Genomic DNA, 17,787 nt, shown 5'->3' with positions numbered 1-17,787 from the left:
TTCTCCTTAAATTTGATTTACCACGTCAATTATACCGCTTTTGACTATTTCGATTGCCCATTTTTTATCTTTAAATATCCACAAAACATCGGTAGCCGCATGTAAAATTTCTGTTCTGGTTTTAGCATTTTCTACGGCTTTTACAGCGCACTCTTTTGCTAAATTTGGATCGATATTTTTTAAGTAGCTAGAGATCCTCATATAGCTAGGATCGGGCATACTTAGTAGCTTTTCACAAGCTATAGCTAAAAGCTCCTTATCGCCAAGTTCTTTTAAGATATCAAGCACAAAAAACGTCTCTCTAGGATCTGGCAAGAGTTTCACGGCTTTATCTAAAAATTCTCTTGCGTAAATTTTATTTTTAAAATCCATCATAATGCTACTTGCCACATAAGCATAATCGGCCGCGGTTTTGGCATAAATTTCGCCGTCTTTATAAAGCTCTAATATCCATCTTTGCTTGCCAAATTCTTCCGCCATATCATCTAAAACATCGTAGAATTTATAAAAGTCGCTCTTATCTCTTAGCTCGCTTAGATATTCGTCTTTGCTTTTATGTTCTTTTGAGGCCACGACCTTTTTTGGCTCTTTTTGTTTTGGTTTTATACCGAGTGCTTTTAGCTCACCTCTGTCTTTTATAAAAACGTGAGCATAACTTAGATAGAAGTCATGTTTGTCTTTCTCTATACACTTTTTATAAAATTTATAGGCAAACTCATCAAAGCTACCTATTTGCTTTAGTTCTAGCGCCATATCAAGATAAAAATCCGCCTTAAAATTTGTCGTCGTTAGTGCGTTTTGTAAGAAATTTTCGACTTTTTGCCCGCACAAGACTTTGATCTCTATAAAATTTAGCATATTTATAAGGCAAAGCCCGTCTTTGATGTTATTTTCCGCCATAGCCAAAAGCTCCTTACACCACTTTTTAGCTCTTAAGGTTTTATGTATAGCTATCGCCAAAAAAGCGTAGTCCATACCACTTTTACAAAAACTTTGTGCGATCTTGTAAATTTTTACCGCAAGGCCTCTCTTTTTGCTTTTAAAAAATACTGAACGAGCCAGATCGTCGTACTCAAAAAGATGATGATTTACCCTCAGGCAAAGCTCTGTGTGGTTTTGCAAAAGCCAGTCAAGCTCATCTTGGTTTAAGTTTTTAGCCAAATTTTCCAGCATTGCATTTTCGTCTATAATATAATCCGCATAATAAATCCTGCAACATCTGCAACATTTGTGAATGCGCTCATAGCGTCCTGATAAATTCATAACCTCTCCTTTATCTAAAATTTAATCGTCGCAACTTGTTCGGCGATCTCTTTATCCGTAAAATTTCCGTTTGTATCAAGCGAGTAATTTTTACCTAGAAGGTACAGTTTAAAGCCAGTTATAGCCCCAAAAATAGGCAGAGTTTGCGTTTTTTGATAGTAGTTTTTAGTAATCTTTGAGATAACTTTTAGCTGCTCGTCTAATGCTTTAAAACAAAGCTCATCTAAAAACGGCGTTAAGCTGACATACCTTAGGTGCTGCGCTATAGCAAGGGCAAATATAGGCTCATTCTTGCGCTTAAAATCCGTATCTATGTAGATATATGAGCCTCTAAATTTTACTCGCTCGTTGTAGAGTTTTTGCACCTCGCCAAGCTCTGCGTCTATGTTAAGAGCAAAGTGCTTGCTAAGGGCTAGGATGAGCGTTTCTGAGCTATGTGCCCAGTCAAAGTGCCCCTTTGTGATAAACTCATCTAAGCTCTTTGCCGCCTCTAAATTTGCAAGTGCTCTTGTGAAATTTTGCTCTCTAACGTAGCCAAGTGCTTTTGAGAGCGCCTTTTTGTCGCTGTTTTGTGTGAGAATTTTAAGTTGCTCATAGATCATTGATTATCCTTTTTTGATTTTTATCGCCGATACATTTTTTGCGATTTGTGAAATTATAGCTACTCAAATGGACAAAAAATGTCTAGAAATTTATTAGTAAAATTTCACAAAAACTATCAAATTTAGGAGCAAATATGCAGCCAACTATCCTACTTTCCGCGCTTTTGGCAAAGCACCACACCAAAACAGCCAAAAGCTTGTGTCAGATATTTGACAAACACGGGGTTAAATACGAGTTTTTAGAGACTAAAGACATTTGGATGAGAGACTTTATGCCGATTTTGCTTGATGATGGGCGCCTAATCTCTTACGACTACGATCCAGACTACCTAAAAGATGAAAAATATAGCCATCTAAGAACAAAGATCCAAACATTAAAAGAGCATATAAATTTAGTCCTAGATGGTGGAAATTTCGTAAGGCTTGGAGGCAAAGCCATCATGACTGATAAAATTTTTAGAGAAAATCCACTGAAGACAAAAACCGAGATAGCTGAAATTATAAAGCAAAAATGTGCGATAAATGAGCTCATTATCATACCAAGACAGCCTTACGATATGCTAGGTCACAGCGACGGCATGGTGAGGTGGATAGATGAAAGTAGTGTGCTTGTAAATGACTTTTCAAATGAGAGTAAGAGTTTTAACGATAGGCTTATAAGGTCTCTTAAAAAGCACGGCTTAAAGATCAAATTTATGAAATATGGCGATGGCTTTTTTAGTAAAACAAGAGACTGGGGTGCTTACTTAAATTTTATTAAAATTAAGGATACTTTGATAGTTCCGATATACGGGATAGATGATGACAATGCGGCGATAGAGCAGATCAAGAAAATTTATAGTGGCTGCAGTGTAGAGACGATAAATTTAAGCGAAATCATAGAGCTTGGCGGAGCGCTACACTGCATAACGGCAGAGAAATTTGGGTGGTAGAGTTACCGCCTTAATTACTTCTCTATATCTGGCTCCATGTTTTTATCAAAGCCAGTTTTCCAAATTTCTAGATCTGGAGCGTCTATTTCTTTCATGCCAAGCTCTCCAAGTCTTTCACTCCAAACTTTTCTAATGCCTTCAGCGATAGGCTCAAATTCCCTTGGCGAAAACTCATCGGTTTTTGCATTATTACACCAGTAGCAAGCCATGCAACAATTCTCTTTGCTATACTCCAAATTTGGCAGCTTCCTATCTATCTCTAGCGTATATCCGCGAGTATCGCTTCTTTTATTATTTAGTTTGCCTCTTTTGCCAAGCTCTTCGATCTGAGCTAGGCTTATGCCACAGTATGAGCAAGTTGTCTTTGCAAGCATCTCATCAAATTCTTCTTCAGTAAATTTTTTCCTAAAACCCTCTTCATACTCTTTTTCTAATTCTTCTAAAATTTTTAGAAAATCTTTGGATTTTTGAACAAAATATTGTCTTTGCTCTATCACTATGATGTTTAGCTCTTTGCCCTTATGCTTTATTTTGTTCTCATCGCTGTTTAGCTCTAGTTGATAGTATCTGCTGCTGTATAAATTTGCCACTTCATTGGTGATTTCAAAATCACTAAAATCCTTTTTTATAGTCTCAATATTACTCTCGCTATAATACTCCTTGCATCCTTTTTCATCTGAGTTATCCCAAGAAAAAGCCTTGTCAAACAAAAATAGCTGAACTTTCGTTTTAAAGCTATCTTCCATTTTGGTCTTATATTTTTTAGTCATCTTCCTCTCCTTTATAAGATTTTCACTATTTTGCCAAAAGAGATCGGACATAAAAATGTCTGATCGGTTCGTTACAATTACCAAAATTTCTAACGAAAGGATCAAAATGCAAGAGAATATAGATAGGATCAAAAAGATCATCGCGGAGGCCGATGCGATCATCATAACAGCAGGTGCTGGCATGGGTGTAGATAGTGGATTACCTGATTTTAGAGGAGAACATGGTTTTTGGAAAGCATATCCGCTGCTAAAAGATAAAAATCTAGGCTTTGAAGATATGGCCAATCCGCAGTGTTTTTTTAGTGATCCAAAACTAGCATGGGCATTTTACGGACATAGACTAAAGCTATACAAAAAGACAGAGCCACATGATGGTTTTAGGCTACTTTTAGATCTTGTAAAAAGCAAAAACGACAACTATTTTGTCTGTACTTCAAATGTCGATGGTCACTTTCAAAAAGCCGGCTTTGACAAAGATAAAATTTACGAAGTACATGGCTCCATACATTACGCTCAGTGTATCCATAACAATGATGGAAATATTTGGAATATGGATGAAAATAGTGTAGAAGTAGATGAAGAGAAATTTATCGCTACAAAGATGCCAGTTTGCCCTGAGTGTGGCTGTGTAAGCCGTCCAAATATAATGATGTTTTACGATCATGAGTTTAATATAAAAAGAACTGACTCACAGCGTAAAAGATATGATGCATGGCTAAGTGAAAATAAAAACTCAAAGATAGCCATCATAGAGTTAGGAGCGGGTCTAACAGTGCCTACTATCAGAAAGCATGGCGAAGCATTAGTAAAACGCTTTAAAAATGCAACTCTAATACGTATAAACCCAGTAGATAACTATGTATCGCAATATATCGGTATAAGTTTAAAATGTGGCGCATTAGATGGCCTTAGGCAGATATTGTGCTAAAAAAGACATATCTTAGTCCTAGTTTGGATATAATCTCCGAACTAGGAGATCAAATGAAACCCATCATAAATAAACAAGAAAACAGCAAATTCGAACGTTTAAATTTAATAGCCTCAAAGCTAAGAGAAAGACCCCACTCGATAAAAGAGCTAGCCGATATGTTAGATGTAACTACAAAAACCATACAGCGCGATCTTTACGACACGCTAAAAGACTATGGTGCGGTAAAAAAAGGGCACTACTGGAGCATAAATGACGAAGAGGCGAGCGATGGACTAAACGGCGATGATAGAGTGGTGCTAAACATACTTGATAACGTAGCTAAAAATATGGGATCAAATTTTTACAGCAAAGCTCACGTGCTTTTAGAGCAAATTTCTCAGCAGCTAAACCACCCTATACTAACAAATATCAACAACGAAAAGCTGAGCGAGGATGATCTCATAAATTTCCAAACTCTAGAAGACGCAATAAGAGAAAAAGCCGAGATAATATGCACTTATAACGACTTTGAATTTCGCATAAAGCCGCTAAAACTAGCACTTTTTGAGGGATTTTGGTATTTGCTTTTACTTGATAGTAACAAAGACGATATTTTTAAGAAATTTCATCTAAAAAGCATAAAAGATATAAGGCAAAGCGGGGATAAATTTGATCTAAGTAGCGAACTAGATGAGCGTGTAAAGGCGATGAACTCGGCATGGGCAAACCTTGATAAGCCAAAAATAGCAAGGCTACTACTAGCCCCTGAAGTGGCAAAATACTTCGAGCGAAAGCCTCACGCGAAACAGCGCATAACTGGTCAAGATAACGACGGCTCAGTCGAGATCGAGATAGAATTTACCCACATCATGGAGATAAAACCGCTCATCTACTACTACCTGCCATTTATCAAAGTCCTTGCGCCAAAAGAGCTAGCTGATCAAATAAGAGACGAAGTAAGAAGTTATTTTAAGGAAATAGATATTTAATAAGACAAGATACGTCCAAATTCTAGGCTAAAATATCTAAAATTTTTAAAGGAGCAACAATGGACGCTATTATAGACTTGCACGATATAATGAAAATAATGTCTTATGATGGTAAGATAGATGGCTTTGTTGGGACTTTTAAAATATCTAAACTTAGCAACACAATAAATCAAAGATTAAAAAGCATGATTTCAAAAGCTAACGCAATATTTATGCATGTTGAGATGAATAAGAACTTATCATTTGCCAGCATTGAAGAAATTACTAGTAAAGTTTTTGAGTTTGAGCTAGATTTTATATTTATGACTAGCACAGATAACAATCTAGATATGGATACAGTTAGGTTTAGTGTATTGGCAACCGGTATAAATGAATAATCTAAAACTTTTCCACTCTAGCGATCTGCACTTTAATACTAGCTATTTTGACTATATTTTGGCCCTTCAAGACAAATTTGACATTTTTTGTTTTAGTGGCGATTTTCTATACAAAGAGAGCGCACAGGAAAAAGAGCAAGCTACTTTGTGGCTAAAAAGCTTTAAAAAGCCTGTATTTGTTTGCTCTGGCAACCACGATACGCCGCCTTCTTGGCTAAATTCTATAAGCGGCATATACTCTGATGGTACTATAAAAACTATAAATGACGTTAAATTTGGCTGCGTGCCTTACTTGTGTGATGATCTGCTTGACTTTGCGGAGTGTGATATCTTACTGACCCACGTTCCACCAGCAAAGACAAATACGAGCATCAGTAAAAATGACAAGGATCACGGAGATATAGAGCTTGCAAGGCTTATAAAAAATAATCTTTTAAAGACAAAGATCATCCTTTGTGGGCATATCCACGAGCCAAAATCACACATAGATATTTTAAACGGAGTTAAAATTTACAACTCAGCAAGTAGCGGCACAAAAGAGCCATTTTATCAAGTGATAGAGCTATAACTCTCTATCATTTTAGCCACCTCTTGATGCTCATACGGCGTCATTTCTATATTTAAAATTTGCAAGCATATCTCTTTTATAAATTCGCTCTCACATCCAAAATCGTTTTTTAGATTTTGCAGTATAAATTTAGCCTCAGCAATGACATCATGCGCATTATTTAATGCCTTAACAGCTTGCTTGTAAAAATCTTTTGACATCTCAGTGTTGCTATACTTAGTAAAATTTGCATTATTTACGTAATCATAGCTTGATTTTGCTTGCGCCAAAAAAGAAAACTCATCATACTCTTGCCAAAGTTCTTGCTCGCTCATTTTCGCTCCTATGCTTTTATTATAAATAAAAATATGGACAAAATTTGTCTATAAAATATCCTCATAGCAGCTTTTGGTAGTTTAGAGATAGTATTTTCAAAATTTAGATTGCTTGACCTAGTGTTATGATCAATATATTAATTTGAGATCACCATCAATCACTAGCTCTTTAAATTAGCATTAGCGATTGAGGCGACCCATCTATCCAAAAATAACTGTTTGATCTATACTATAGCTAACTTAATGACTTCATCAGCCAATGGCTCTAGCTCGTCTTTCATTTTTATTAGTTCATTAACCAGCTCCGACTCGCTATATTTGTTTACGACTATTTCTCTTAAAAATTGATCTTTTTTTAGCCATTTCCATCTGGCAAATCTCGCACCTATATTCCATTCGCTAGAGATTTTAACTTGTATACTATCAACGTATGCCTTATTTATTTTATCCATATCATAAGCAAGGCCAATATATGGATTTAGAAAGTTTCTATTGTCAAATTCTAGAGTAAAAGTTAGTATATGGTCATTGCCCCAACTATATTTATAAAAACTTATAGGTTCAAAATACCTTCTAGTATCAGCCTCTTCTATTTCTACGCACCATTCTTGTGATAATCTTTTTTCAAGCTCAGTCTTTACGTTTGACATAAATTCATTAAGTCTCTTTGCATTGGCTATATCAAAGTATTTATTTCTTATTTCATCGACTATATCATAGTTCTCTAGTATTATCTTACTTATTTCCTCAGTATCCATCTCTACTCCTTTATAGGTTCCATAAATTTTTTCAATGACGTTTTTGTATTGCGATATCACGGCGGCTAAATTTGCCAAATTCCCGGCCTCATCAAGACACGAGCCAAGCCATTTCATTATCTCTTTGTTATAAGATACAGCCTTAAATTTAGCCACTTCGTTGCTATTTTCATCTATAATTTTACTGTCTTTGATTTTTAATCCATCCAGACTATAGTCGCTAGGCGCGCGCCCTTTCTTAGACAAAAATAGCACGTATATATCAGCCTCGCCGTTATTTTCTTTTTGGATGGTTTCTATATATCTTTTTATCTGAGCCTCTTGATCACCAGCATTTATTTTATTTTCTAAGATAATATGCTTCGTGCCGTCGGTTATATATATATCTATATTTTCGTACTCTTTATAGACTTTTGCGGTTTGCAGATTTAGCCCAAAATTCTCTAGTCCGCACGCTTTTATAAAAAGCTCTAAAAATAGCTCTTTTTGGTAGTGTGGAGAACTTGTATCTAAAAGCGAATATATAAATCGAGAATGTAACCTAACCTCATCATTTATATCTAAAAGTGCCAAAAATAAGTTGTAGTCATTATTTCCGCGCATCTTTTTGACTTCAAGTTTGTCGTTTAATATCTTGATTTGCTTTAACATAGATTCAAATTTTTCTATATCCATACTTTCTCCTTTAAATTTTTAAAACATTATAACTAGCAAATCAGACACTTTTTGTCTATTTTACCAATTCGCGCAGTTTTTCTAAAACTTTAACCATCGCTAGAGTATCTAGCTTGCAGTATGCCAAAAGTGCCTTTTTATAGGCCTTGCGCTCATCTGCCGACATATGCGTCATCGCTTCGTATGCCTGCATCGCTTCGCCGCCGTTGTGGATCAAATTTAGATCCTTGTAAGCCGACTCAAATTCAGGCACAAGAGCTGGCAGGACGTACTTTATAGAGTAGCTGCCCTGCATTTTTGGATGATAGTAGCTCTTGCTCGCAAATGGCGCCATTAGGTCTTTTATATTGTCGTGGATAGCCATAAGCTCATTTGAAATTTGAGGGTAATTTAGAGCTAACTGCCTTATCACTCTTTTTTCAAAACTCATGTTGTAGGCTAGCACGCAGGCATCTTGTGGGATAAATTTGATCAAATTTAAAGCTAGTTCATATCTAGGATCGGCTCCGATCTCTGCCAAGAACTCAAAATGCTCTAAATTTCCTTTGCCATCCTCTTTGTGGATAGAGAACTGAAAAGGTATCTGCTCGTATGGACTAAGCCCTATAAACTCAGGTACCGCCTGCTGAAAGGTCTCAAAGTCAAGGTGATAGAGTGGATAGCTAAGTGTCTCTAGAAATTCTTTGATAGCCTCTTTATCTATGATCTGCTCCTTTGAGAGCTCAGAGCGGATTTGGATCTGCTGGGAGGCGTTAAATTTATCCAGCTCTTTTATATCTTCAAATTTAACTATGCCGCTTTTGTAAAGCTCAAATTTCTTTTTACTTCTTAAGCCGCTAATATCAAAAATACTATACTCGGGGATGCCTCGCTGCTCGCGCCAGCAGTACTCCCAAGCGTCGCAAGGATATGGGTTAGCGCACTGAGCTCCGATATCGATCTCCGGTTCAACGTCTTTGCTAAGAATTTCGTCAAATTTACTTAAAATTTGAGGGATATCTACTTGTTTTTGCTTTACTTGCTCAGTCACGTCTTCGGTGTGAAAAAACTTCTCAAGCTCGAGCTTCTCACCTCTTATGTAGCTGCTATCTATGTGGATGATATTTACGGCACTCACCTTGTAGCCAAGCGAGCTAATGACGTAGTACTGGATGCTTGCATCATCGATATAGACGTCTTTTACCGAGGTTGAGCTCTTTACTTCGTTGATGATGAGGCCATCCTCGCAGATACGGAGGATGTCGACCATCACGAGGATGCCATCAAAGCAAAAAGTAGCCTCGTAGATCACCTTTGTGCCGCGTTCTATAAGCTCTTTTGTTTTTGCCATTTGCGCACTAAAGTCGCCCGTGTACTCTATCCTCTCGCCGCCGCCAAAGAGCTCACAGGTTAGCTCGCCAACTGATGTACCAGTGTCAAATACCGCCTGCGCACTATTATCTGGAGCTTGCAAAACCCCAGGCCTTTTCTTTTTTAGCCACAAGCTCTTTTCACACTGAAGACCGCGGATGTAGAGGGATTTAGATAATGCCATTGTCTATGCCTTTAAAATTTGTTTTATTTCTATAATATAGTCAGAAAGGTCTTTGTTTCAAAGTCCTTTTTTGTGAGATTATACCAGCAAAATAGGAATAAAATTTGTCCATTTTTTATTTTAAAATTCATCCAAAAAAGGAGTGGCGATGAAAAAGATCAGACAGATAAAAGAGTTATTTGAAGCTGGCAAACTTACGTCATATGTAAAAATGCAAAGATAAAATTTGAGTGGTTTTTAAGACCTGATGCTAAATTTGACACTTATAATGGCTGTAGCATAGAAGAAAATATATGTTTGCATAAAATATCAAGCGAATTTGGCCTTTTGGATAGCGAGATCTACTTTGAAAAAAGATACGCTAAATTGCATAAAAATAGCTGAAATTTTCTATGAAAAATGAAATTTTTGATAAAGCGAAAATCATGCTGTTTCAAGCGCTTGGCGTGGCATATTATACTCGATATGGCGACGCGTTTATAAAAAATGTCATAGCTGTTTTAAAAAGCACGGCACTAAAATTTAGCAGCGACAGGAAATTTATAAGAGAGGTTTTAAGACGCGTGCTAAGCCTTAGATATGAGTATCTTGAGAAAAAAGAACTAGTGCAAGCACTAAAAGAGCTTGAATGCTTTGAATACTGGGCACAAGATGAGAGCGATGAAAAAGAATATAGTGATTCTGGCTCACTTGACTATTTGCTGAAAAAACTAGATAAATAAAATTTGGTATTTATAAATAGATAGCTGATCTAATCATTGCACCTATATTAGCATAGATAGATTAGGAGATAAAAAATTTATATTTTATTTCCTAATCAAAAGTCAATCCCTATATCACAAATATCTCTCTGTTTTATCCTATTCGCATCCATTCGAATATCTTTTTGTATCCGACTTAGCACATACTTTCTAGCAACTTCTTCAAATTCTCTAGTTGTTCTTGATATTGCTCTTGCAAAAATGTCTGATTCTTTGATTCTTTTTGTAAGTTCGTTAGTTGCAGTTGTAAATTTTCCAACTCTTGACATAAGGAATTTATATTGTTTGTTGATTCTGTCTCTATACTGATCAATTCCTCTTTTAATGTCTTGAATTCCGACAATAGTTGCCCTAATAACATTATGATATCTTGCTCCCTTTTCTCCTTTTCTTCTAATTGTGCCAACAATGTTTGCTCTAGTAAAGTCATTATCAAAAATCCTTTCGTTAAAAATAGTGTGTTTATGATTTATTGCTTGCCATTTGTATTTTGTTTTATCTATACCATCATTGGCTAATTTATTTGCTAAAGCCAGATCTTTTGTAGATATGGGATCCATATGTATATCAATACTAGTATTATTAGCACACCAATCAGTATCCAAGACATGGCTTCGAAAAACTTTGCATCGCTTCGGCACTCTGTTAGCTTGGACTTCAAGCCACTTATCTTGCTCTTGTATTTGTTTGTCGAGCTCTCTTTTGAGTCTTGCAAGCTCTTGATCTCGTTTTGACAAGCTTTGTTTAAATTTAACAATTCTAAATTCTCTTGATTCTTTTGTTTCAAACTGCCTTGCAAATATAAAACTTCGTCCTGAAGCGTCGACATTCGTTTGTTCATCTGCTCTATTTCTAAATTCTGTTGCTCTTGTTTCAGTTTTATTTCGGAGTTGCTCCATGCTTTTAATATTTCTAAATTCTTCACTAAATATGTCCCCCTTGAATCTTTTAGCTTTTTTAGTACCAGGTAATTTAACCGATATGTAGTCTTTACCGACTCTAGTTATATCTATGTCGCTACTTTTTAAAGCATTCAAAATGTCGTCTCTGCAAGTAAATTCTTGATTTATAAATTTATCGGTCAGTATTTTTTCTAGCTCGATGTAGTCTTTGATAACACCAACCTCTTTTCTTGATCCTTGAAGCATATGAGCTTTTGCTGGATCTTTTGGATCGCTAAAGCCGAATTTGAAATTTGCAAGGTTTTGCCAAGTGTCTATTAAAGCTCTATCTTTTTTGTCATAATATGGATTAAAAGCCATTCCGCTTTCTAAATCAATTTTTGGTATGGCAAAATTTAACTCAAGCCGACCTTTATCAATATGTTTAACCCAAAGGATATTAAATCTCTCTTTGTATTCTCCAAAAAGCAACGTTTCAAATTCATCTATAACCTTTTGCTTGACATCCAAATCAATGTCGGCTTCTTCAAAACTTAAGCAACCAATACAGAGTTTTTGTTTTTTAGTAACATTAGATACTATCTGCCTAGTAATCACTTCGCTACCTTTCAAAACGAATGCCGTCCCATCTTTTACTCTATGATTCAAAAGATAGTTGATACCAGCAACACTACCACCGTTTTTAGTTTTAAAGAATTTTACTAACATACTTAACTTCTTGGATTTTGTTTTTGCAACATTAAGTCGTCTAATTTTTTATTAACATCAATTATTTGTTTTAAAACAACACCATCTATGACTTTATCTATATTTACATGCTTTGCAATTTGGTTTATATTGTTGCCTATTTTTGCCACTTGAATTATCATTGCCTTATCAAATCTATGAATAGGTGGCTTAGCATTTATTAAAACATATCTTATATATGACGATTTATTTAGCCCAGATATTGAAGCATTTAGATTCACTTGATTAAGTTCATTATCGTCAAGTCTTATAGTGAGTCTGTTCTTTTTGTTTTGCTTCATCATAGAACCTTTTGCCTTTGATTTGTTAAAAATTCAGCTATTGAAAGCAAAGGAAAAACTATCCTTGAATTTTTAGCATCACCTATTTTTATATATCTAGGCAAATTCCTGCCATCTTTAATGCGTAAGTCTAATGTTGAAAGTCCGATTCCAATCGCCTTGGCTGTTTGCTTCCGATCTAGAGCTTGCACAGATGGAAACTGTCTTTCTAGACTTTGTAGTACTGTATTTAAAAACTCATTACTATCAAGCATAAAAATCCTTTTTGCTTTTACTATTAATTATACTAATTGGGATATTTTTTCATTACAGAATGAGGTATTTTTAGAAATTCTTTATAAAATATAGCTCTTTAGAGCAATTTGTAGTGAATTAGAGTAAAAACATTTTATGTTTTTTATCTACAACTCTTTAAAAACAAAAAATAATATACATAAAAACACATTAGAGCAAAATAGAAAATTTTAAAATATTAAATAAAACTGAGGGGAAATAAAGGGGAAAAATACAAAAAACAAGAAAACTTAAAGTTTTTGAAATATCGTTAAAATCGGGATTTTAAAATGATTTTTGAAGAAGAATGGCTCCGGATGCTGGGTTCGAACCAGCGACCAAGTGATTAACAGTCACCTACTCTACCGCTGAGCTAATCCGGAACACTTGAAAAGAGCTCGTATTATAGACGAAAAGATATGTTTTGTCAATAAATTTTAGCTTAATTTATAAAAAATCGTACAGGGTCCAATAAATTTTTATAAAAGGCTAAAACTAGCCTTTTATAAATCCACTTGCAATAACCTTATCGCCATCATACATAACACAAAGCTGGCCTTGTGCCACACCAAGTGCATTTTGATTTAGCGTTAGTTTTGCTGTTTTATTCTCTTTATCAACCTCAACAAAAGCATCAAGTTTAGGGCTTCTATATCTTATCTTAGTTTCGCACTCAAATTTATCTTTATCTATAAACAAATTTACGTTTTCAAGCTCGACTACTTTTTGAGCCAAATCATCTTTTGTTCCTACAACGATCTCGTTTTTATCGGCATTTATCTTTATAACAAAATGTGGCTCATGGGCGCCAAAAACCTCAAAACCACGGCGCTTACCGATAGTATAGTGCATATAGCCTTGGTGGCGGCCGATTATTTTGCCGTCTTTATCAACTACGTTTCCTGGCAAATTTGTATTGTAATGCTTATTTAAAACTTCGATATAAGTATCTTCCACAAAGCAAATTTCACTACTTTCTGCCTGCGTAGCAAATTCTTCAAGCACTTTTACACTTCTTGCAAGCTCTTTTATATCTTTTTTAAATTTATCCCCAAGCGGGAAAATAACATCTTTTAATATCTCTTTTGGCACTTGAGCTAAAAAGTAGCTTTGATCCTTGCTAGGATCTTTTGCACATGTGATAAATCCATCAATAACTTGCACATAATGCCCAGTAGCAAGCTTCTCACAGCCATTTGCCTTTGCAAAATCAAGCAACGCACCCAGTTTTATAAATTTATTGCACAAAGCACAAGGATTTGGCGTCTTGCCCTCTTTATAGAGCTTCACAAAAGGATCATAGACAAACTCGTTAAATTTATCCTGCAGATCCAAAATATGCACCTTTATGCCAAGATACTCGCCTACTTTTTTTACTTTTCTGATATTTTCTTCGTGATATCCTGGCTTTTGATGTAGCATCATATAGCAACCTTGCACTTCATGACCAGCTTCTTGTAGAAATTTAGCCGTCATAGTGCTATCTACACCACCGCTCATTGCGACCATTATTTTCATATTTTTTACCTCTTTGAAATTTAAAAGGGGATATTTTATATCTTATTTTTAAATAGCCAAAATTTCGTTTGCAATAAGCTCTAAATCATCGGTGATTTTGTATAAATTTATATCTTCTTTTTTTATTGTTTTTTGGCTAACTAGCGTATTTTTTATAAACTCATCAAGCCCTTGCCAAAATTCACTCCCAAAAAGAAAAATTTTTACTTTTTTACTACCAACTTGAGCAAGTACTAAAATTTCAAAAAGTTCATCAAGAGTGCCAAAGCCACCAGGAAAGACGACAAATGCGACTGAGCGATCGGTAAGTGCAAATTTTCTTGGGCTTAAATTTGAAAAAAGATATTTTGCCGTAACGTAAGGATTTGTATTTTGTTCAAACGGAAGCCTCACATTTAGGGCTATGCTTGGCGATTTTGCACTATCAAACGCGCCCTTGTTTGCAGCTCTCATTATGCCGTCCCCGCCACCAGTTAAGATGGCATATCCCAGCTCGTTTAGCTTATAAGCTAGTTCATAAGCCTTTTTGCAGTAGAAATTTTCTTCATCAAATCTAGCCGAGCCAAAGAAGGTAACATTTTTATTTTTATATTTTAAGACGTTTGGAAAATTTAAAAGATCACTAACTAATTCATTATTCATTATTTTAACTGTTGAAGCCTCTCGCGTTTTGAGCCTATCTGAGTGATCTGGATGCCAAAGTTTCCATCGATTATGACAACTTCGCCAAGAGCTATTACCTTATCGCCGATCAAAATTTCAAGCGGATCATTTGCTAATTGATTTAACTCGATAACTGAGCCAATATCCATGGTAAGCACATCTTTTAAGAGCATTCTTTTTGAGCCGATACGAACACGAATAGGCAGCCTAACATCCATTATAAGGCCGATATTTCTCATCTCTTCAGCGCTAAAATCGCCCTTAGCTACGTGAGGAGTGCTTGCTGGTGCAGCTGGTGCTTCGGTCTTTGTTGGCTCAAAAAATTTCATCAGCGAATGATCGCAAGCAAAACCGATATGCTCACTTAGATCTTCGATTTTGACATTAAATAAAAATAACTTTTCATAAACACTAAAATCAAGCGAAGAATTTTCATCTAAAAAATTTACATTTATTACTTCAAAATTTATCTTTGGCATGCCCTTTTGAGCACCCAAGGATGTACTAAAAGCACTAAAAAGGTTTGAAAATATCTCTTTTGCGGCGTCAAGCTCATCACTGCCTAAATTTTCATTCTTTGAAATTTCCTCTTCGCCCATCATCCATTCGCTAATGGCACTTATTAAAACCGGAGTGCATACTATCTCTGTTTTAGCATTGATATCGCCACTTAAAGAGATATTGGCCATCACTACAGGCGGTTTTATGCCATTTTGCGTTGGTGCATCAAATTCATTTCTTTCACCAACCTCTGGAGCTCTGCCCGTAAGTCCTTCGATAGTAGCTTTTAATTCGTTAGAAAATATATTAAAAAAATCATTCATCATTTTCATCGTCCTCTTCTTCTTCCATTTTGCGCTCATTAGCTTCATACGCCATCAGCTTTGCTTTTCGCTCTTCTTCGTATTTTTCTAAGATATTTTTGATCTCATCTTTATCAGAGCGTATTAACTGCTCAATCCTTATAGATTTTCTAAATCTATGAAGCCCAACTTCAGCTAAGAAAACTTCTTTTTTATCGATACAAACGATCGCCTTATCATCAGCTCCTCTATCAAGCCTTAAAATATCGCCTTCTTTTAAATTTAAAAACTCATTTACGCTGATGATCGATTTGCCAAGTATGGCTTCATATAAAATTTCTGCTCGTCCGATAAGTGTTTTTAGCTCTTTGTTTCTACTTTTTTTTGCACTCGTTTCACCAAGCATAATGTCCCTGTTTGCAAGGCGTGAGAGTATCGGTTCAAGATAGATGACTGGATAGCATAAATTTATCATACCGCTTGAGCCACCAACTATGATCTCCATAACGACCATGATGACGATCTCATTTTGAGAGACGATCTGTACGACATTTGGACTGCTCTCCTTAGCTTCCACATTTGGGTACATATCAGTTATCATCGACCAGCTCTCTTTAAGACGCTGCATGATCATTCTAAGTACCGCATCAAGCAAATTTACTTCAATGTCGGTTAGTTCTCTATTTGCCTCAAAATTTTCACCAGTTCCGCCAAGCAAACGATCTATCATCGGAAAGGCAATGCTTGGATTTATCTCCAAAACACAGTTTCCATCAAGCGGTTTTATAGAAAAGACGTTAAAGCTCGTTGGGCTTGGCAAACTCATCAAAAATTCGCCATAAGTCATCTGATCAACACTGTGAAGTCTGATCTCGACAATACTTCTCATCACACTAGAAATTTGACTAGCCAAATTTCTAGCAAGCTTATCATGGATGCCTTTTATCGCACGGAGTTGCTCTTTACTAACGCGGTTTGGACGCTTAAAATCATAAATAATAATCTGTTTTTGTTCGCCTTGCGATCTCTCTTCGACCTCGATATTACTCGTATCGCCGTCTTCATCAACAACTTCAAGTAGCGCGTCTATCTCTTCTTGACTTAAAATATCAGCCATTAAACCCCCAAGCTACGCCTAATACGATCAAGCAAACGTTTATGAATTTGTGAAATTCTACTCTCGCTAATATTCATGATCTGGCTTATCTCTTTTAAATTTAGCTCTTCATAATAATAAAGCTGAACCAACATCTGATCTCTTTCGTCAAAATCTTTTAAAGCTTCTTCTATTTTTAAAATGAGATCCTCTCTCTCAATGCTTTTCTCGACATCATTTTGACCAATTAGCTCCATTTGCTCGTCTATTGGTAAGATAGTAATGATACCGCTAACACCTCTTGCCTCTCTTATCTTCTCAATATCTTCATTAAGCTTTTCGGCCAAATACTCATCGCTTGGCTCTTCTTCAAATTCATTAAAATAGTTATCTATCTCACTATTTATGCTCTTTACTAGCTTTCTATCGCTTCTGCTAACAACATCAAGCGTCCTTAGATAATCAAGCATGGAGCCATAAATTCTCTTTTTGCCATAACCCCAAAAAGAGTCATTTTGCTCCTTGTCATACTTCCTGCTAAGTTTTATCATCTCTTCAACACCAATGCTTATCAGGTCATTTGTATCTATGCTTGATGGCAACCTCTCTTTAAGTCTAAACGCCATAGCACGCAGTGCTGGCATGTATTTTAAGACGATTTCGTCTTGTTCCTTTTTTATCGTATTTTTATAAGCGTTAAGCTGCTTTTGCTTTAACTCGTGCATTTCGTTTACCAGAATCAAAATTTTCAGCAGTCATTTTTACCATTATATTTTCCATACGCTTTTCTCTAGTATTTAGCTCAGAGATGAGATAGTCCGCGATCTCTTCGTGTTTTTGTTTGTCAAAAATTTTAGTTAAAGCCCTTTTCACATCGATGTAGTTCATGATAACAATGTGAATTATAAGATAAAAAAACAAAGTAATAACTAGTGTATAAACTAGCATTTCGATAGGCTCACTCACCTTTAACAAGGTAAAAACTATACCTACAAAAAAACCACAAACCGTAAAAAATGCTATAAAATTTTCTGCACGCAAAGCTCAATCT

21 protein-coding genes and 1 tRNA gene are annotated in these 17,787 nt (G+C 35.7%); 6 read left to right on the top strand and 16 right to left on the bottom strand.

The genetic code is table 11. From position 1 onward, the window contains the following. Positions 1 to 6: 6 nt before the first annotated feature. Both F3H00_RS06755 and F3H00_RS06750 read right to left on the bottom strand, forming a co-directional pair. Positions 7 to 1,263 carry a hypothetical protein gene (locus tag F3H00_RS06755; protein ID WP_148799334.1) on the bottom strand — a complete coding sequence of 419 codons (1,257 nt, stop codon included), beginning with the start codon at positions 1,261 to 1,263 and terminating at the stop codon, positions 7 to 9. Positions 1,264 to 1,277: 14 nt separating this feature from the next. Continuing rightward, complete coding sequence (locus tag F3H00_RS06750; RefSeq protein WP_148799332.1) at positions 1,278 to 1,865, bottom strand: hypothetical protein; 588 nt, start codon at positions 1,863 to 1,865, stop codon at positions 1,278 to 1,280. A gap of 134 nt (positions 1,866 to 1,999) precedes the next feature. Here F3H00_RS06750 and F3H00_RS06745 point away from each other — a divergent pair, with 134 nt between their 5' ends. Beyond that, positions 2,000 to 2,797, top strand: coding sequence for an agmatine deiminase family protein (locus tag F3H00_RS06745; protein WP_148799330.1), 798 nt, complete (start codon positions 2,000 to 2,002; stop codon positions 2,795 to 2,797). A 14-nt stretch (positions 2,798 to 2,811) separates the two neighbouring features. Here F3H00_RS06745 and F3H00_RS06740 read toward each other — a convergent pair whose 3' ends face one another. Continuing rightward, positions 2,812 to 3,567 (bottom strand): hypothetical protein, encoded by a 756-nt coding sequence (locus tag F3H00_RS06740; protein ID WP_148799328.1) that lies wholly within the window; start codon positions 3,565 to 3,567, stop codon positions 2,812 to 2,814. A 106-nt stretch (positions 3,568 to 3,673) separates the two neighbouring features. On the opposite strand from F3H00_RS06740, the gene F3H00_RS06735 reads away from it, so the two are divergent. From F3H00_RS06735 to F3H00_RS06720, 4 genes are read left to right on the top strand one after another with little or no spacing between them, the layout of a single operon-like run. Beyond that, a complete protein-coding gene (locus tag F3H00_RS06735; RefSeq protein WP_148799326.1) occupies positions 3,674 to 4,495 on the top strand; it encodes an SIR2 family NAD-dependent protein deacylase in 822 nt (273 codons plus the stop codon). Positions 4,496 to 4,548: 53 nt separating this feature from the next. Beyond that, positions 4,549 to 5,466, top strand: coding sequence for a helix-turn-helix transcriptional regulator (locus tag F3H00_RS06730; RefSeq protein WP_148799324.1), 918 nt, complete (start codon positions 4,549 to 4,551; stop codon positions 5,464 to 5,466). A gap of 59 nt (positions 5,467 to 5,525) precedes the next feature. Beyond that, positions 5,526 to 5,843, top strand: a complete 318-nt coding sequence (locus F3H00_RS06725; protein WP_148799322.1) for a hypothetical protein — start codon at positions 5,526 to 5,528, stop codon at positions 5,841 to 5,843. Beyond that, positions 5,836 to 6,411, top strand: a complete 576-nt coding sequence (locus F3H00_RS06720) for a metallophosphoesterase family protein (RefSeq protein ID WP_148799320.1) — start codon at positions 5,836 to 5,838, stop codon at positions 6,409 to 6,411. The genes F3H00_RS06725 and F3H00_RS06720 overlap by 8 nt, the downstream gene beginning before the upstream one ends. On the opposite strand, the gene F3H00_RS06715 is transcribed toward F3H00_RS06720, so the two are convergent. The 3 genes from F3H00_RS06715 to F3H00_RS06705 form a co-directional block, all read right to left on the bottom strand. Then, positions 6,393 to 6,725 carry a hypothetical protein gene (locus F3H00_RS06715; RefSeq protein ID WP_148799318.1) on the bottom strand — a complete coding sequence of 111 codons (333 nt, stop codon included), beginning with the start codon at positions 6,723 to 6,725 and terminating at the stop codon, positions 6,393 to 6,395. The genes F3H00_RS06720 and F3H00_RS06715 overlap by 19 nt on opposite strands. A gap of 224 nt (positions 6,726 to 6,949) precedes the next feature. Then, positions 6,950 to 8,158, bottom strand: coding sequence for a PDDEXK-like family protein (locus tag F3H00_RS06710; protein ID WP_148799316.1), 1,209 nt, complete (start codon positions 8,156 to 8,158; stop codon positions 6,950 to 6,952). A gap of 55 nt (positions 8,159 to 8,213) precedes the next feature. Next, positions 8,214 to 9,692, bottom strand: a complete 1,479-nt coding sequence (locus tag F3H00_RS06705; RefSeq protein WP_148799314.1) for a DUF2779 domain-containing protein — start codon at positions 9,690 to 9,692, stop codon at positions 8,214 to 8,216. 425 nt (positions 9,693 to 10,117) lie between these two features. Here F3H00_RS06705 and F3H00_RS06700 point away from each other — a divergent pair, with 425 nt between their 5' ends. Further along, positions 10,118 to 10,414 carry a hypothetical protein gene (locus tag F3H00_RS06700; RefSeq protein ID WP_148799312.1) on the top strand — a complete coding sequence of 99 codons (297 nt, stop codon included), beginning with the start codon at positions 10,118 to 10,120 and terminating at the stop codon, positions 10,412 to 10,414. Between the two features lie 95 nt (positions 10,415 to 10,509). Here F3H00_RS06700 and F3H00_RS06695 read toward each other — a convergent pair whose 3' ends face one another. The 10 genes from F3H00_RS06695 to F3H00_RS06650 form a co-directional block, all read right to left on the bottom strand. After that, the gene (locus F3H00_RS06695) at positions 10,510 to 12,063 is read right to left on the bottom strand and encodes a relaxase family protein (RefSeq protein WP_148799310.1); all 1,554 of its coding nucleotides are present in this window, start codon (positions 12,061 to 12,063) and stop codon (positions 10,510 to 10,512) included. Between the two features lie 2 nt (positions 12,064 to 12,065). Further along, the gene (locus F3H00_RS06690) at positions 12,066 to 12,383 is read right to left on the bottom strand and encodes a plasmid mobilization protein (RefSeq protein WP_148799308.1); all 318 of its coding nucleotides are present in this window, start codon (positions 12,381 to 12,383) and stop codon (positions 12,066 to 12,068) included. Beyond that, positions 12,383 to 12,637, bottom strand: a complete 255-nt coding sequence (locus tag F3H00_RS06685; RefSeq protein ID WP_035145040.1) for a helix-turn-helix transcriptional regulator — start codon at positions 12,635 to 12,637, stop codon at positions 12,383 to 12,385. The genes F3H00_RS06690 and F3H00_RS06685 overlap by 1 nt, the downstream gene beginning before the upstream one ends. Before the next feature lie 327 nt (positions 12,638 to 12,964). After that, positions 12,965 to 13,039, bottom strand: a tRNA-Asn gene (locus F3H00_RS06680). Positions 13,040 to 13,151: 112 nt separating this feature from the next. Then, complete coding sequence (mnmA, locus tag F3H00_RS06675; RefSeq protein ID WP_087576724.1) at positions 13,152 to 14,174, bottom strand: tRNA 2-thiouridine(34) synthase MnmA; 1,023 nt, start codon at positions 14,172 to 14,174, stop codon at positions 13,152 to 13,154. 48 nt (positions 14,175 to 14,222) lie between these two features. After that, positions 14,223 to 14,816, bottom strand: a complete 594-nt coding sequence (locus F3H00_RS06670) for an LOG family protein (RefSeq protein WP_103648879.1) — start codon at positions 14,814 to 14,816, stop codon at positions 14,223 to 14,225. Further along, entirely contained in the window at positions 14,816 to 15,664 is an 849-nt protein-coding gene (gene fliY, locus F3H00_RS06665; RefSeq protein WP_072594737.1) for a flagellar motor switch protein FliY, read from the bottom strand. Before fliY ends, F3H00_RS06670 begins: the two co-directional genes overlap by 1 nt. Beyond that, positions 15,654 to 16,757: a flagellar motor switch protein FliM gene (fliM, locus tag F3H00_RS06660; RefSeq protein WP_148799306.1), complete on the bottom strand. Its 1,104-nt coding sequence runs from the start codon at positions 16,755 to 16,757 to the stop codon at positions 15,654 to 15,656. Before fliM ends, fliY begins: the two co-directional genes overlap by 11 nt. Beyond that, positions 16,757 to 17,461 carry an RNA polymerase sigma factor FliA gene (locus F3H00_RS06655; protein WP_021090868.1) on the bottom strand — a complete coding sequence of 235 codons (705 nt, stop codon included), beginning with the start codon at positions 17,459 to 17,461 and terminating at the stop codon, positions 16,757 to 16,759. The genes fliM and F3H00_RS06655 overlap by 1 nt, the downstream gene beginning before the upstream one ends. Beyond that, on the bottom strand, positions 17,433 to 17,777 hold the full coding sequence (locus tag F3H00_RS06650; protein WP_021090750.1) for a hypothetical protein: 345 nt from the start codon (positions 17,775 to 17,777) through the stop codon (positions 17,433 to 17,435). The genes F3H00_RS06655 and F3H00_RS06650 overlap by 29 nt, the downstream gene beginning before the upstream one ends. Positions 17,778 to 17,787: the final 10 nt, after the last annotated feature.

The organism is Campylobacter concisus (genome assembly GCF_902460845.1).
GTDB lineage: Bacteria > Campylobacterota > Campylobacteria > Campylobacterales > Campylobacteraceae > Campylobacter_A > Campylobacter_A concisus_X.
This window is presented reverse-complemented; position numbering and strand designations above follow the sequence as displayed.